General features: G+C 62.8%; 13 protein-coding genes. 12 read left to right on the top strand and 1 reads right to left on the bottom strand.

The annotated features are described in order from the left end of the window. The first annotated feature begins 45 nt into the window (after positions 1-45). The 9 genes from LXM96_RS07380 to LXM96_RS07340 all read left to right on the top strand — a co-directional run bounded on the left by LXM96_RS07380 (position 46) and on the right by LXM96_RS07340 (position 10,620). Positions 46-948 (top strand): carbohydrate ABC transporter permease, encoded by a 903-nt coding sequence (locus tag LXM96_RS07380; protein ID WP_239997719.1) that lies wholly within the window; start codon positions 46-48, stop codon positions 946-948. After that, positions 941-1,882, top strand: coding sequence for a carbohydrate ABC transporter permease (locus LXM96_RS07375; protein ID WP_239997718.1), 942 nt, complete (start codon positions 941-943; stop codon positions 1,880-1,882). The genes LXM96_RS07380 and LXM96_RS07375 overlap by 8 nt, the downstream gene beginning before the upstream one ends. 3 nt (positions 1,883-1,885) lie before the next feature. After that, positions 1,886-2,974, top strand: a complete 1,089-nt coding sequence (locus LXM96_RS07370) for an ABC transporter ATP-binding protein (RefSeq protein WP_239997717.1) — start codon at positions 1,886-1,888, stop codon at positions 2,972-2,974. Positions 2,975-2,982: 8 nt separating this feature from the next. After that, positions 2,983-5,421, top strand: a complete 2,439-nt coding sequence (locus tag LXM96_RS07365; RefSeq protein WP_394801900.1) for a beta-mannosidase — start codon at positions 2,983-2,985, stop codon at positions 5,419-5,421. A 38-nt stretch (positions 5,422-5,459) separates the two neighbouring features. Further along, entirely contained in the window at positions 5,460-6,224 is a 765-nt protein-coding gene (locus LXM96_RS07360; RefSeq protein ID WP_239997716.1) for a sugar phosphate isomerase/epimerase family protein, read from the top strand. Between the two features lie 25 nt (positions 6,225-6,249). Continuing rightward, entirely contained in the window at positions 6,250-7,383 is a 1,134-nt protein-coding gene (locus LXM96_RS07355; RefSeq protein WP_239997715.1) for a Gfo/Idh/MocA family protein, read from the top strand. A 64-nt stretch (positions 7,384-7,447) separates the two neighbouring features. Next, complete coding sequence (gene mgrA / locus LXM96_RS07350; protein ID WP_239997714.1) at positions 7,448-8,491, top strand: L-glyceraldehyde 3-phosphate reductase; 1,044 nt, start codon at positions 7,448-7,450, stop codon at positions 8,489-8,491. Between the two features lie 60 nt (positions 8,492-8,551). Then, positions 8,552-10,168 (top strand): glycoside hydrolase family 43 protein, encoded by a 1,617-nt coding sequence (locus LXM96_RS07345; protein ID WP_239997713.1) that lies wholly within the window; start codon positions 8,552-8,554, stop codon positions 10,166-10,168. Positions 10,169-10,290: 122 nt separating this feature from the next. Continuing rightward, the gene (locus LXM96_RS07340; protein ID WP_239997712.1) at positions 10,291-10,620 is read left to right on the top strand and encodes an RcnB family protein; all 330 of its coding nucleotides are present in this window, start codon (positions 10,291-10,293) and stop codon (positions 10,618-10,620) included. Positions 10,621-10,676: 56 nt separating this feature from the next. Here LXM96_RS07340 and LXM96_RS07335 read toward each other — a convergent pair whose 3' ends face one another. Then, the gene (locus LXM96_RS07335) at positions 10,677-11,738 is read right to left on the bottom strand and encodes a zinc ABC transporter substrate-binding protein (RefSeq protein ID WP_239997711.1); all 1,062 of its coding nucleotides are present in this window, start codon (positions 11,736-11,738) and stop codon (positions 10,677-10,679) included. A 107-nt stretch (positions 11,739-11,845) separates the two neighbouring features. Here LXM96_RS07335 and LXM96_RS07330 point away from each other — a divergent pair, with 107 nt between their 5' ends. Genes LXM96_RS07330 through LXM96_RS07320 form a run of 3 tightly spaced genes read left to right on the top strand, consistent with a single transcriptional unit; the run spans position 11,846 to position 13,981 of the window. Next, positions 11,846-12,760 carry an ATP-binding cassette domain-containing protein gene (locus LXM96_RS07330; RefSeq protein WP_394801899.1) on the top strand — a complete coding sequence of 305 codons (915 nt, stop codon included), beginning with the start codon at positions 11,846-11,848 and terminating at the stop codon, positions 12,758-12,760. Then, positions 12,753-13,574: a zinc ABC transporter permease subunit ZnuB gene (gene znuB, locus LXM96_RS07325; protein WP_239997710.1), complete on the top strand. Its 822-nt coding sequence runs from the start codon at positions 12,753-12,755 to the stop codon at positions 13,572-13,574. Before LXM96_RS07330 ends, znuB begins: the two co-directional genes overlap by 8 nt. Then, positions 13,571-13,981, top strand: a complete 411-nt coding sequence (locus LXM96_RS07320; protein WP_239997709.1) for a Fur family transcriptional regulator — start codon at positions 13,571-13,573, stop codon at positions 13,979-13,981. Before znuB ends, LXM96_RS07320 begins: the two co-directional genes overlap by 4 nt. Positions 13,982-13,992 lie beyond the last annotated feature (11 nt).

Below are 13,992 nucleotides of genomic sequence, written 5' to 3'. Positions count from 1 at the left end.
CGGTGCCTGCGTTCGCGCGAAGTCGTGCTCGAGGAGGAACCGACAATGACAGGTCATGCGCCTGCCAAACGCCCCAACCAGTTATTCCGCAATCTGAATTCCAAGATTGCCTCCATCCCGATGATCCTGATTGCGATGGGCATCTTCCTCGGAGGCTCGCTCTGGACCATCCTCTACTCCTTCACCAATTCTAAGCTCCTGCCGCGCCTGTCCTTCGTCGGGCTCGACCAGTATGAGCGGCTGTGGAGCACGTCGCGCTGGATCATCTCGATCCAAAATCTTGCGATCTACGGCATTCTGTCGCTGATCTTCAGCCTCGTTATCGGCTTTCTGCTGGCGGCGCTGATGGACCAGAAGATCCGCTTTGAGAACGCGTTCCGGACGATCTTCCTTTACCCCTTCGCGCTCTCCTTCATCGTCACCGGCCTCGTCTGGCAGTGGATCCTCAATCCGGAGTTCGGCATCCAGGGGATCGTGCGCTCGCTCGGCTTCGAAAACTTCACGTTCGACCCGCTCTACAACCCCGACATCGTCATCTACGGCATCCTGATCGCCGGCCTGTGGCAGGGAACGGGGCTCGTGATGTGCCTGATGCTGGCGGGCCTCAGGGGCATCGACGAAGACATCTGGAAGGCCGCGCGGGTCGACGGCATTCCGATGTGGCGCACTTATCTCTTCATCGTCATCCCGATGATGCGGCCTGTTTTCATCACCACGCTGGTGATTATCGCGAGCGGCATCGTCAAGGTCTATGACCTCGTCGTCGCCCAGACGAGCGGCGGCCCCGGCAACGCCTCGGAAGTGCCGGCAAAATACGTCTACGATTACATGTTCCAGGCCCAGAATCTCGGCCAGGGTTTCGCCGCCTCCACCATGATGCTGCTCACCGTCGCAATCATCATCATCCCGTGGGCCTATCTCGAGTTCGGAGGGAAGAAGCGTGGCTAACATCTCGACACTCAATACCACCGGGGCCGGCTTCGATGCGGTTGCCGCCGATGTCTCCGGCCCTCGCGGTCGCCGGCCGAAGCGGGTGCTGTCGCGCCGCAACATCATCCTCTATGGCGTTCTGTCAATCGCCGCCCTTTACTACCTGCTGCCGCTTTACGTGATGGTCGTGACCTCGCTGAAGGGCATGCCCGAAATCCGTATGGGCAACATCTTCTCGCCGCCGATGGAGATCACCTTCGAGCCTTGGGTGAAAGCCTGGGCGGAGGCCTGCACCGGGTTGAACTGCGACGGACTTTCGCGCGGCTTCTGGAACTCCGTGCAGATCCTCGTCCCGTCCGTGGTGGTCTCGATCTTCGTCGCCTCGGTCAGCGGCTATTCGCTCGCCAACTGGCGCTTCAAGGGCTCGGAACTCTTCTTCTCGATCCTGATCATCGGTGCCTTCATCCCTTATCAGGTGATGATCTATCCGGTGGTGATCGCGCTGCGCGAGCTTGGCGTCTACGGCACGCTGACCGGCCTCGTGATCGTCCATACCATTTTTGGCATGCCGATCCTGACGCTGCTCTTCCGCAACTACTTTGCCTCGCTGCCGGTGGAACTGTTCAAGGCGGCCCGCATCGACGGTGCGGGGTTCTGGCAGATCTATCTGCGCATCATGCTGCCGATGTCGCTGCCGATCTTCGTGGTTGCGATGATCCTGCAGGTCACGGGCATCTGGAACGACTTCCTGTTCGGCGTCGTCTTCACCCGGCCCGACACCTATCCGATGACAGTCCAGCTCAACAATATCGTCAACTCCGTCCAGGGCGTGAAGGAGTACAATGTCAACATGGCCGCGACGCTTCTCACGGGCGCCATTCCCCTCATCGTCTATTTCGTTTCCGGCCGGCTTTTCGTCCGCGGCATCGCCGCAGGCGCAGTGAAGGGGTAATTCATGACCAACAGCGTTTCCATCCGTGACCTTTCCCTTTCGTTCGGCGCCGTCAACGTGCTGCGCAATCTGGATCTCGAAGTGCGCGATGGCGAGTTTCTCGTGCTGCTCGGCTCTTCCGGCTGCGGCAAGTCGACCTTGCTGAACTGCATTGCGGGCCTGCTGGAGCCGACGGACGGGCAGATCTTCATCAAGGGCAAGAACGTCACGTGGGAGGAACCCAAGGATCGCGGCATCGGCATGGTGTTCCAGTCCTATGCGCTTTACCCGCAGATGACGGTGGAAAAGAACCTGTCCTTCGGGCTGCGCGTCGCAGGCGTACCGAAGGACGACATCGACCGGCGCATCGCGCGGGCGTCCGAGATCCTGCAGATCGAACCGCTCCTGAAGCGCAAGCCGGCTGAGCTTTCAGGCGGGCAAAGGCAGCGCGTGGCGATCGGCCGGGCGCTGGTGCGCGATGTCGACGTCTTCCTCTTCGATGAGCCGCTTTCCAACCTCGACGCCAAGCTGCGCTCGGAGCTGCGCGTCGAGATCAAGCGGCTCCACCATTCGCTGAAGAACACGATGATCTACGTCACCCACGACCAGATCGAGGCGCTGACACTGGCGGACCGGATCGCAATCATGAAGAGCGGCGTCATCCAGCAGCTCGACGATCCGATGACGATCTACAACCGACCGGTCAACCTGTTCGTTGCCGGCTTCATCGGTTCCCCGTCGATGAACTTCCTGCACGGCGAACTGGTGGAGGAGGGTGGCAAGACGGTCTTCAAGACCCATGGCGTCTCCTTCTCGCTCGATGGCTACGAGGCTGCCAATCCGCTCGTCGCAGGACGAAAGGTGGTGCTGGGCCTGCGCCCCGAACACATCCACGTCGACAGCGACGTCCCCGGGATCGAGAAACATGAGGCGGTGGTCGATCTGGAAGAGCCGATGGGCGCCGACAACCTGTTGTGGCTGAAACACGCCGGCCACACCATGTCCGTCCGGATCGGCGGTGCAAGGCGTTATGCGCCCGCCACCCGGCTGCAGCTGTCGTTCGACATGGAGCTCGCGTCCCTCTTCGACGCCGAAACCGAAGAGCGGATCTGAGCGCAGTCATGACGATGTCGAAGCTCGATCTCTCCAGCACGTGGCGGCTGTTGTCGGCGGACGGTGCATACGTCACCGAGATCGCGATACCCGGTGACGTCCATACGGCGCTGAGAAGGGCCGGGATCATCTCGGATCCGTATGTCGGCCGCAACGAGGATCAGGTCCAGTGGGTCGCCGAATGGGAATGGATGATCGAGCGGCAGTTCGTCATCGATGACCCGGACGGGAGCTGGTATCTCGACATCACCTATCTCGACACGGTGGCTGTCGTCTTCATCAACGACGTTTCGGTTCTCTCGGCGGACAACTGCTTCCGCCGCTACCGTCCGGATGTTTCGGCCGCGCTGCAGGCGGGCGACAACACGATCCGCATCCACTTCCACTCCAGCATCGCGGCGGGGGAGGAGCGGCAGGCGCGCCAGCCCTTCTACATTCCCTACCATCCTGGCAATTCGCCGATCCCAAACGGCAACATGCTGCGCAAGCCGCAGTGCCATTTCGGTTGGGACTGGAATATCGCCGTTGCGCCGCTCGGCCTCTACGGGGAGATCTCGCTGAACCGGCTCGAAACGGCGCGGATCGAGCACGTGGTCACCAGCCAGAGACAAGTCGATGGCAAGGTTGAGCTGCACGTGGCGCTGACGCTCTATGCTGTGGACCCGGGCGTCGTGCCGGTGCATTTCGATCTCGATGGCGAGCGCGTTCGGCTGGATTGCGGCATTGCCGCCGGCGAGACCACAATCCACCACGTCTTCGAGATTGCCGAACCCCGGCTCTGGTGGCCGGCGGGCAGCGGCGAGCAGAACCTCTACCGCCTGACGGTGGAGATCCCCGAGGATCAGGTAACACGCCAGATCGGCCTTCGGACCGTCGAGCTGATAACCGATCCGGACGAGGCGGGAAGCCGCTTCGCCTTCCGCATCAACGGCCGGGAGATCTTCTGCCGCGGCGCCAACTGGATCCCCGCCGACGCGCTCTTTTCGCTCACCAGCCCGGAAAAGACGCAGGACCTGCTGCAATCGGCCGTCGATGCCAACATGAACATGATCCGCGTCTGGGGCGGCGGCTTTTACGAGGCAGACTGGTTCTACGACCTCTGCGACCGGCTGGGCCTGATGGTCTGGCAGGACTTCCAGTTCGCCTGCAACCTCTACCCCTCGACGCCGGACTTCCTCGACGATGTTGCGGAGGAGGTGGACTACCAGGTCCGCCGGCTGGTCTCGCATCCCTCGATCGTGCTCTGGTGCGGCGACAATGAGCTGGTTGGCGCGCTGACCTGGTTCAAGGAGTCGATCGAGAACCGTGACCGCTATCTGGTTTCCTACGATCGCCTCAACCGCACGATCGAGCAGGCGCTGAAAGCGGCTGCACCCGAAGCGATCTGGTGGCCGTCCAGCCCGGCTTCCGGCTATCTCGATTACGGCGACGCCTGGCACGCCGACGGCTCCGGCGACATGCACTACTGGTCGGTCTGGCACGAGAACAAGAGCTTCGACAATTACCGCTCCGTCCGCCCGCGCTTTTGCTCGGAATTCGGCTTCCAGTCCTATACCTCCCTGCCGGTGATCCAGACCTATGCCGAACCGAAGGACTTGAACATCGCCTCTCCGGTGATGGAGCACCACCAGAAGAATGCCGGTGGCAACGAGCGGATTGCGGCGACCATGTTCCGCTACTTCCGCTTCCCGAAGGACTGCGCCAACTTCGTTTATCTCAGCCAGGTGCAGCAGGCGCTCGCCATCCGCACTGCGGTCGACTATTGGCGGTCGCTGAAGCCGCATTGCATGGGCACGCTCTACTGGCAACTCAACGACACTTGGCCCGTCGCCTCCTGGTCGAGCCTCGACTATGGCGGCGGCTGGAAGGTCCTGCATTATGTTGCCCGGCGCTTCTTCCAGCCGGTTGCCGTTGCCGCCATTCCATCGGACGATGGCTCGGACATCCGCGTCTCGCTGGTCAATGACACCATCGAGGACGTCACCGTCACCATCAACCTGTCGACGGTCTCGCTCGACGGGACCCGTACGCCCCTTACAAGCGTCGACGCCCTCTGCTCGCCGGATGCGGCGGTGACGGCGGTTACTCTGTCGGCGGCCGACCTTACGCCGGATGCGATCCTGTTCTGGAGCTTTACCGCCACCAACGGCATGGGCGGCGGGGGGCACTATGTTCACGGCACCTACAAGGCGCTCGATCTGGCACCGCCGGGGCTTGAGGTCTTCATGTCACCGGCCGGAGACGGCGCGATCAACCTCCTGGTTCAGGCGTCCGGTCTCGCGCTCTTCGTGATGGTCGAGAGCGACACGCCCGGCCGTTATTCCGACAACGCCTTCGACCTTGCCGCCGGCGAAAGCCGCCGCATCACCTTCACCCCTTCGGAGCCGAGTGCGGCTTCACCGGTCTTCCGCATCTACGACCTCTATTCCTGCCAGTCGGCAGATTGAACCTTTCAGCAGAAGGGCCACCGGCCCAGGAGGATGACATGACGAAACTCGGTTTCCAGCTCTACAGCGCGCGCAATTTCCCGCCGCTCGCCGATACGCTGACTGCACTCGGCAAGGCCGGCTATGCGGAAGTCGAGGGCTACGGCGCCCTTTATGCCAGCATGGACGAGGGCCAGCTGAAGGCGATGAAGGCGGATCTCGATGCAAACGGGCTGACCATGCCGACGGGCCATTTCGGCCTCGACCTTCTGGAGAAGGAGCCGGAACAGGCGCTGTTGATCGCCAAGACGCTCGGCATGGAGGCGATCTACTGCCCGCATCTGGTCGCCGATCTGCGCCCGACCGACGCCGCCGGCTGGCGCGCCTTCGGCAAGCGTCTGTCGGAAGCCGGCAAGCGCTACAAGGATGCCGGCTACACCTTCGGCTGGCACAATCACGACTTCGAGTTCAAGACGCTGGACGACGGCACGACCGCGCAGGAGCAGATCCTCGAGGGCGGGCCGGATCTTGCCTGGGAAGCCGACATCGCCTGGGTCATCCGCGGCGGCGCCGACCCGATGGACTGGATCGACCGCTACGGCGACCGCATTACCGCAGTTCATGTCAAGGACATCGCGCCTGCCGGTGAGAACACCGACGAGGACGGCTGGGCCGATGTCGGCCACGGCACGGTCGACTGGAAAGGCCTTATGGCGGCGCTGCGTGAGAAGACGAAGACGAAGCACTACGTCGTCGAACACGACAATCCCAACGACCTCGAACGGCTGATCGCCCGCTCGATCGCAGCCTTCAAGACCTACTGATACCCCAGCATTTTCGGAGCCCCACATGGCCAAGGAACTCGGCGTCGGCATCATCGGATGCGGCAATATTTCCATCACCTACCTGGCGCTGGCGCCGCTGTTCAAGGGCATCAAGATGCTCGCCTGCGCCGACCTCAATCCGGAGGCCGCGCAGTTGCGGGCGAAGGAATACGGGGTGAAGGCGCAGACGATTGATGAACTGCTCGCCAATGACGAGCTGGACGTCATCGTCAACCTGACGATCCCGGACGCGCATTTCCGCGTGTCGAAGGTGATCCTGGAAGCCGGCAAGCACGTCTATTCGGAAAAGCCGTTGGTTCTGTCGCTGGAGGAGGGCGAGGAGCTGCGGCGGATTGCCAAGGCGAAGAACCTTGCGATCGGCTGCGCGCCGGACACCTTCCTCGGCGGCGCCCATCAGCTGGCGCGCAAATATGTTGACGAGGGCGGCGTTGGTCGCATCACGTCAGGCACCTGCCATGTCATGAGCCCTGGCATGGAGATGTGGCATCCGAACCCTGGCTTCTTCTTCCTCAAGGGCGGCGGTCCGATCCTCGACCTCGGGCCGTACTACGTTGCGAACCTCATCAACCTGATCGGACCGGTGAAGCGCGTTGGCGCGCTCACCTCCATGGCAAACCCGACGCGCACCGTGACCAGTCAGCCGCTCGCCGGCACCACGGTCCCGGTGGAAACGCCGACGAACATCCATGCGCTGCTGGAATTCGCCAATGGCGCGACGATCACCATGTCGGCCAGCTGGGATGTCTGGTCGCATCGCCACGCCAACATGGAGCTCTACGGTACCGAGGGATCGCTCTACGTTCCCGATCCGAACTTCTTCGGCGGTCACGTGGAAGCCTCGGGGCGTGACAAGGACATCAAGCCGCTGCCGGAGTGGAACCATCCCTTCTCCAAGGCGAACCAGGAGCACCCGAACGGTCCGCGGGCCAACTACCGCACGGCAGGCCTTGCCGACATGGCCATGGCGCTGATCGAGAAGCGCGACCCGCGCTGCTCGCTCGACCGCTCGCTGCATGGCATTGACGTTTTAACTTCGATCCTGAAATCGGGCGAGGAGGGGCGCTTCATCGAGATGACCACCACCTGCACGCAGCCGGAGCCGCTCGGCATCGACGAGGCGCTGGCGCTGCTGCGGTGATCCGCTATGTATGCGGTGCGGGCCGTTCGCGCCCGTACCGCATTTCAAGGACAAGGAGGATGTCATGGCCTGGCAACCGGCAGACGACCGATATTCATCGATGAAGTACAACCGCTGCGGCCACTCGGGGCTCAAGCTGCCGGCGATCTCGCTCGGCCTCTGGCACAACTTCGGCCACGACACGCCGCACGAGCGCAAGCAGGCAATCTGCCGCAAGGCCTTCGACCTCGGCATCACTCATTTCGACCTTGCCAACAACTATGGGCCGCCGGCTGGCAGCGCAGAGATCGCCTTCGGCGAGATCCTGGCGAAAGACTTCGCCGGGTATCGCGACGAGCTGATCATCTCGTCGAAGGCCGGCTACAACATGTGGCCGGGCCCCTACGGCGAATGGGGCAGCCGCAAGTATTTGGTTGCCTCCTGCGACCAGAGCCTGAAGCGCATGGGCCTCGACTATGTCGACATCTTTTACTCCCACCGCTTCGACCCGGACACGCCGCTGGAAGAAACCTGCGGCGCGCTCGACCACATCGTGCGGTCGGGCAGGGCGCTTTATGTCGGCATTTCCTCCTACAACTCGAAGCGAACCCGTGAGGCAGCAGCCATCCTGAAGGAACTCGGCACGCCGGTCCTCATCCACCAGCCGAGCTATTCGATGATCAACCGCTGGATCGAGGAAGACGGCCTCCTTGATACGCTCGAGGATCTCGGCATCGGCTCCATCGTCTTTTCGCCGCTGGCGCAGGGCATGCTGACGTCGAAATACCTTTCGGGTATTCCAGAAGACAGCCGAGCCGCACAGGGCAAGTCGCTGCGTGCGGCTTTCCTCAACGACCGCAATGTCGAGAACCTGCGTGCGCTGAACGCGATCGCCGAAAAGCGGGGCCAGACGCTGGCGCAGATGGCGATCGCCTGGGTGCTGCGCGGCGGCCGGGTCACGACCGCATTGATCGGCGCCAGCCGTCCGGAGCAGGTGGAGGATTGCGTCAGGGCGCTCGACAATCCGGAGTTCGCCCCTGATGAGCTGGCGGAGATCGATCGTCACGCCAAGGAAGCCGACATCAACCTCTGGGCCGCCTCCGCCGAGCGCGAGGGACCGCAGCGCTAGCATTGACGAAAGGTGCCCGGCGGGGAACGGCCGGGCACGACCTATGGGAGGAGAGACATCATGATCCGCAACCCGATCCTGCCGGGCTTCAACCCCGACCCGTCGATCTGCCGCGTCGGGGAGGATTACTATATCGCCACCTCCACCTTCGAATGGTATCCGGGCGTCCAGATCCATCATTCGCGGGACCTGGTGAACTGGACGCTGGTACGCCGGCCGCTGGAGCGGGCAAGCCAGCTCGACATGCGCGGCAATCCTGACAGCTGCGGCATCTGGGCGCCCTGCCTCTCCTATGCCGATGGGCTGTTCTGGCTCGTGTACACCGACGTCAAGCGCTACGACGGCAACTTCAAGGACGCCCACAACTACATCGTGACCTCTCCGACCATCGAGGGCGAGTGGTCGGACCCGATCTACGTGAACTCCTCCGGCTTCGACCCCTCGCTCTTTCATGACGACGACGGCCGCAAGTGGTTCGTCAACATGCAGTGGAACCACCGCACCGAAAGCTACGGCGGCGCGCCCAAGAGCCCAGCCTTTGACGGCATCCTGCTGCAGGAGTGGGACGCCGAGACGAAGTCGCTGAAGGGGCCGATCAAGAACATCTTCGCCGGTAGTCCTCTCGGTTTGGTCGAGGGTCCGCATCTCTTCAAGCGCAACGGCTGGTACTATCTGACGACGGCGGAAGGCGGCACCGGCTACGACCATGCCGTCACCATGGCCCGCTCGCGGTCGATCGATGGCCCCTACGAAATGCATCCGGATATGCACCTCATCACGTCCAAGGATGCGCCCAATGCCGTTCTGCAGAGGGCAGGGCACGGACAGTATGTCGAGACGCCGGACGGTCAGCCCTACCACACCCATCTCTGCGGCCGGCCAATGCTGCCGAAGCGCCGGTGCACGCTGGGTCGTGAGACGGCGCTGCAGAAATGCGTCTGGAAGGACGACGACTGGCTGTATCTGGCGCAGGGTGGTGTGGTGCCGGATGTCGAGGTTCCGGCGCCGACCGATGTCGAGGTGACGGAGCAGCCGGCACGCATCGAGACCGGCTTTGAACCGGGCCCGCTGCCGGCGGACTTCCAGTGGCTGCGTACGCCGCAGCCGGAGCGCATCTTCAACCTTTCAGAACGGTCGGGTCACCTGCGCCTCTACGGCCGCGAAAGCGTCGGCTCGTGGTTCGAGCAGGCGCTTGTCGCGCGGCGGCAGGAGCACCACTCCTTCCGCGCTGAAACGACCGCCGACTTCTCTCCCGACTCCTATCAGCAGGTGGCGGGGCTGACGCATTACTACAACCGTCACAAGTTCCACGCTGTGGTGGTGACGCTTCACGAAAAGCTCGGTCGTGTGGTCACGATCTTCTCCTGCCCCGGCGACTTCCCCCATGGCCGCATGGTCTTCCCCGCCGACAGTGGTGTCGCAGTGCCGGACGGCCCGATCGATCTGGCGATGGAAATCAGGGAAAACGACCTGCAGTTCTTCTGGCGCGCGGGGGGCGGTAGCGGCTGGCAGGCGATCGGCCCCGTGCTCGACGCCGGCGTCATCTCCGACGAAGGCGGGCGTGGCGAGCACGGTTCCTTCACCGGTGCCTTTGCCGGCATGCTTGCCTTCGATACGTCCGGACGTGCCCGCCCGGCTGACTTCAGCCACTTCGTCTACGAGCGCCTGGACGGCTGACGTCGAATATGAGGGAAGACGAATAACCACCTGCAATCATTACATAACTGTAATGTGAAGTTCAGCCGGCGTTCATCGGGCGAGGCCTAGCCTCATCCTCGTCAACCACACGAGGAAACACCATGAAGATGCTCGTTACACTCATGCTCGCCGCTACTGTCCTGGCTGCCCCGATGGCTCAGGCGCGGGATGATCACCGACATTCCGACCGCAGCCGCCATCTCGAGCGGCATGTTACGGTCGATAGGAAGGTGGTGGTCAAGAAGCACCGGTGGAACAGGGGTCATAGGCTGCAGGCTACGGAACGCCGCCACATGCGCGACGTCAGGGATTATCATCGTTATCGGCTGTCGGCACCGCCACGCGGCTATCGCTGGGTGAAAGTCGACAACGACTTCCTGCTTATCGGCATCACGTCCGGGATCATTTCCAGCATCATCGCCGCACGGTGACATCAACACGAAGAAGGGCGGCGCGAGCCGCCCTTTCGTCATTGCAATTATGCGTCTCACGCACCTGACAGGCAGGTCTTGAGGTTTGTCGCGATCGACCGCATCAGGTCGAAGTAGAGGTCTGGACCCTCCATCAGCGTCGCGCCTTCCGGATCCAGCGTGCCGGATCGGGCGTTCGTGCCCTCGATCACCACCTGGATCAGCTTCGGCTCGAACTGCGGCTCGGCAAAGACGCAGGCAGCATCGAGTTCCTGCACCTTCTGATGGATTTCCTGGACGCGCTCCGCCCCCGGAACGACTTCCGGCGAAACGGTAACCGAGCCGACAACGCGGACGCCATAGTGATCTTCGAAATACTGATAGGCATCGTGGAAGACGATGAAGGGCTTGTCCTTCACCGGTGCGACCGTTTCTGCGATCTCCTTGTCGAGCGAGTCGATCCGGGTATTGAGGCTCTCCAGATTGGCGGCATAGGCCTTTGCATTTTCCGGGTCGGCCTCGCCAAGCGCCTTCTCGATCGCCCTGGCCATCGCCTTGGCATTCATGGGGTCCAGCCACAGATGCGTGTCGAAGGCGCCATGCTCATGGTGGTGCTCTTCACCGGCTTCTTCGGCATGATCATGATGATCATGTTCCTCACCGGCCACGGCTTCATCGTGCGCGTGCGCATGGTCTTCGCCGGCGGCGTGCTCATCATGCTCATGTTCCCCGTGCTCAGCGCCCTCGTGCTCATGGCCCTCATGGCCATGGTCATGCGCCTCGAAGGCGCCCCCTTCGCGGAAGGGCAGCTTGGTCAGGCCTTCCGCGTCATCGAGTTCGACGACGGTCGCATCCGACGCCAGCGCCTCCAGTGGCTTTTCGAGGAAGGCTTCCATGCCCGGTCCCATCCAGAACACCATGTCGGCGCCCTCGACGGCGCGAGCGTTTGAGGGCTTCATCGTGAAGGTATGCGGTGAGGCGGCACCTTCCACGATCAGCTTCGGCTCACCGATGCCTTCCATGATCGCCGCGACCAGCGAGTGGATCGGCTTGATGGACACCACCACCTCCGGAGCGGCAGTGGCCGCAGAGGCTGAGAACAGGACGGAGCTGGTGAGGAGGAGGGCTCGGGCTTTCATCGCGACTTCCTTGTTATCGGTTTTGCAGGTGTAGGTAATGTTATTACATCAATTGCGTTATGCTATAACGTGTGTCATAGCGGCAGGCAACAGGGCACGAGAAAAAGATGCTGATGCAAAACAAGGGCGGATCTCAGGGCCGCAACCAACTCGTCGACCTGCAGAAGGCCGGCATCCAGCGCAATGGCCGCTGGCTGGTGCGGGGCGTCGATCTCTCCATCAACCGCGGTGAAATTCTCACCCTGATCGGCCCGAACGGGGCGGGCAAGTCGACGACGGCAAAGCTCGTCACCGGCGTCCTGCGTCCGAGCGAGGGTTCCGTTGCCCGCTCCGGAGACCTGCGCATCGGTTATGTGCCGCAGAAGCTTTCGATCGACTGGACCATGCCTCTGTCCGTCCGCCGGCTCATGCGCCTGACCAACAGCCTGACAGATGCCGATCTCCTTGGGGCTCTTTCGGCGACCGGAATCTCTCATTTGATCGATGCAGAGGTGCGCCATCTTTCCGGGGGAGAATTTCAGCGGGCGCTGCTGGCCCGTGCGATCGCCCGCAAGCCCGACCTGCTTGTTCTTGACGAGCCGGTTCAGGGCGTCGATTTCGCCGGCGAGACGGCGCTCTACGACCTTATCCGCCAAATCCGAGACACCACCGGCTGCGGCATCCTGCTCATCTCTCACGACCTGCATATGGTCATGGCGGCAACCGACACGGTGATCTGCCTCAACGGCCATGTCTGCTGCCGTGGCACGCCCGACAGCGTCAGCCGCAGCGAGGACTACCAGCGCCTCTTCGGCGCCAATGCCCGCGGGCTCGCCCTCTACAGCCACCAGCACGACCACACCCATCTCCCGGACGGTCGCGTGTTACATGGTGACGGCTCGATCACCGACCACTGCCACCCCGAAGACGGGCATCATCACCACCACGATCACGACCACGAAGATCACGATCATTCTCACGAGTACGGTCACCACAGCCACGACCACGGTAGCAAGGACGGGGAGGCGGCACGCCATGCTTGATGACTTTTTCGTTCGCGCCCTTATCGCCGGGATTGGCGTGGCCGTGACCACCGGGCCGCTCGGCTGCTTCGTCGTCTGGCGGCGGATGGCCTATTTCGGCGACACCATGGCCCATTCGGCGCTTCTCGGCGTCGCGCTCTCGCTGCTCTTTTCGCTCAACCTGATGGTGAGCGTCTTCGGGGTCGCTGTTGTCGTGTCGCTCATCCTTCTCATCCTGCAGCGCCGCCAGGCGCTGTCGGCCGATGCGCTGCTCGGCATCCTGTCGCATTCGACGCTTGCGATCGGGCTCGTGCTGGTCGCCTTCATGAGCTGGGTCAGGATCGACCTGATGGCCTTCCTGTTCGGCGACATCCTTGCCGTCACCCGTGAGGACATCGCGCTGATCTGGGGCGGCGGCCTGGTCGTGCTTGCCGCGGTCGTCTGGCTCTGGCGGCCGCTGGTTGCCTCCACCATCAGCGAGGACGTCGCGGAGGCCGAGGGTTTGAAGCCGGAGCGGGCGCGGCTTCTCTTCATGCTGATGATGGCGCTGGTGATCGCGATCGCCATGAAGATCGTCGGCATCCTGCTGATAACGTCGCTGCTGATCATTCCCGCCGCCACAGCGCGCCGGTTTTCGGCAAGCCCGGAGCGGATGGCGGTGCTCGCATCACTGATCGGCGCGCTGGCGGTTGCAGGGGGGCTGTTCGGATCCCTACATTATGACACGCCGTCCGGGCCATCGATCGTGGTTGCCGCGCTCGCTCTCTTCATCGTCAGCCTGCTGCCGCTCGGCCGTTCAGGCGCGGACGCCACCACCGGAGGAATTCGCCCATGACCGCTGCTCCCGGCCTGACCAAGAACCAGTCGCTGGTCTTCGACGTGCTTTCGCGGTCGGACGCGCCGCTTAGCGCCTACACGATCCTGGACAAGCTGCGCGACCATGGCTTCCGGGCGCCGCTGCAGGTCTACCGGGCGCTGGACAAGCTCTTGGAGCGCGGCATGGTGCACCGGCTGGAAAGCCTCAATGCATTCGTTGCCTGTGCGCACCAGGAGAAGGAATGCTGCGGCGGCCATGGCCATGGCACCGTTGCCTTCGCCATCTGCGAGAGCTGCGGGCATGTGGTGGAGTTCCACGAACATGCCGTCGACCATCGGCTCGACGACTGGGCCAGAGAGCGCAAGTTCAAGCCGGCCAAGACAACGATCGAGATCCGCGGCCTTTGCGAGCAGTGCGCCGCCTGAGGGGCGCCTTC

This window comes from Rhizobium halophilum, assembly GCF_021648825.1.
GTDB classification, from domain to species: Bacteria; Pseudomonadota; Alphaproteobacteria; order Rhizobiales; family Rhizobiaceae; genus Neorhizobium; species Neorhizobium halophilum.
This window is presented reverse-complemented; position numbering and strand designations above follow the sequence as displayed.

Excerpts from the sequence above, each read along its gene's own strand:
- LXM96_RS07380 (WP_239997719.1), top strand. The coding sequence starts at position 46 with ATGACAGGTCATGCGCCTGCCAAACGCCCCAACCAGTTATTCCGCAAT.
- LXM96_RS07370 (WP_239997717.1), top strand. The coding sequence starts at position 1,886 with ATGACCAACAGCGTTTCCATCCGTGACCTTTCCCTTTCGTTCGGCGCC.
- LXM96_RS07365 (WP_394801900.1), top strand. The coding sequence starts at position 2,983 with ATGACGATGTCGAAGCTCGATCTCTCCAGCACGTGGCGGCTGTTGTCG.
- LXM96_RS07360 (WP_239997716.1), top strand. The coding sequence starts at position 5,460 with ATGACGAAACTCGGTTTCCAGCTCTACAGCGCGCGCAATTTCCCGCCG.
- LXM96_RS07355 (WP_239997715.1), top strand. The coding sequence starts at position 6,250 with ATGGCCAAGGAACTCGGCGTCGGCATCATCGGATGCGGCAATATTTCC.
- mgrA (WP_239997714.1), top strand. The coding sequence starts at position 7,448 with ATGGCCTGGCAACCGGCAGACGACCGATATTCATCGATGAAGTACAAC.
- LXM96_RS07345 (WP_239997713.1), top strand. The coding sequence starts at position 8,552 with ATGATCCGCAACCCGATCCTGCCGGGCTTCAACCCCGACCCGTCGATC.
- LXM96_RS07340 (WP_239997712.1), top strand. The coding sequence starts at position 10,291 with ATGAAGATGCTCGTTACACTCATGCTCGCCGCTACTGTCCTGGCTGCC.
- LXM96_RS07335 (WP_239997711.1), bottom strand. The coding sequence starts at position 11,738 with ATGAAAGCCCGAGCCCTCCTCCTCACCAGCTCCGTCCTGTTCTCAGCC.
- LXM96_RS07330 (WP_394801899.1), top strand. The coding sequence starts at position 11,846 with ATGCTGATGCAAAACAAGGGCGGATCTCAGGGCCGCAACCAACTCGTC.
- znuB (WP_239997710.1), top strand. The coding sequence starts at position 12,753 with ATGCTTGATGACTTTTTCGTTCGCGCCCTTATCGCCGGGATTGGCGTG.
- LXM96_RS07320 (WP_239997709.1), top strand. The coding sequence starts at position 13,571 with ATGACCGCTGCTCCCGGCCTGACCAAGAACCAGTCGCTGGTCTTCGAC.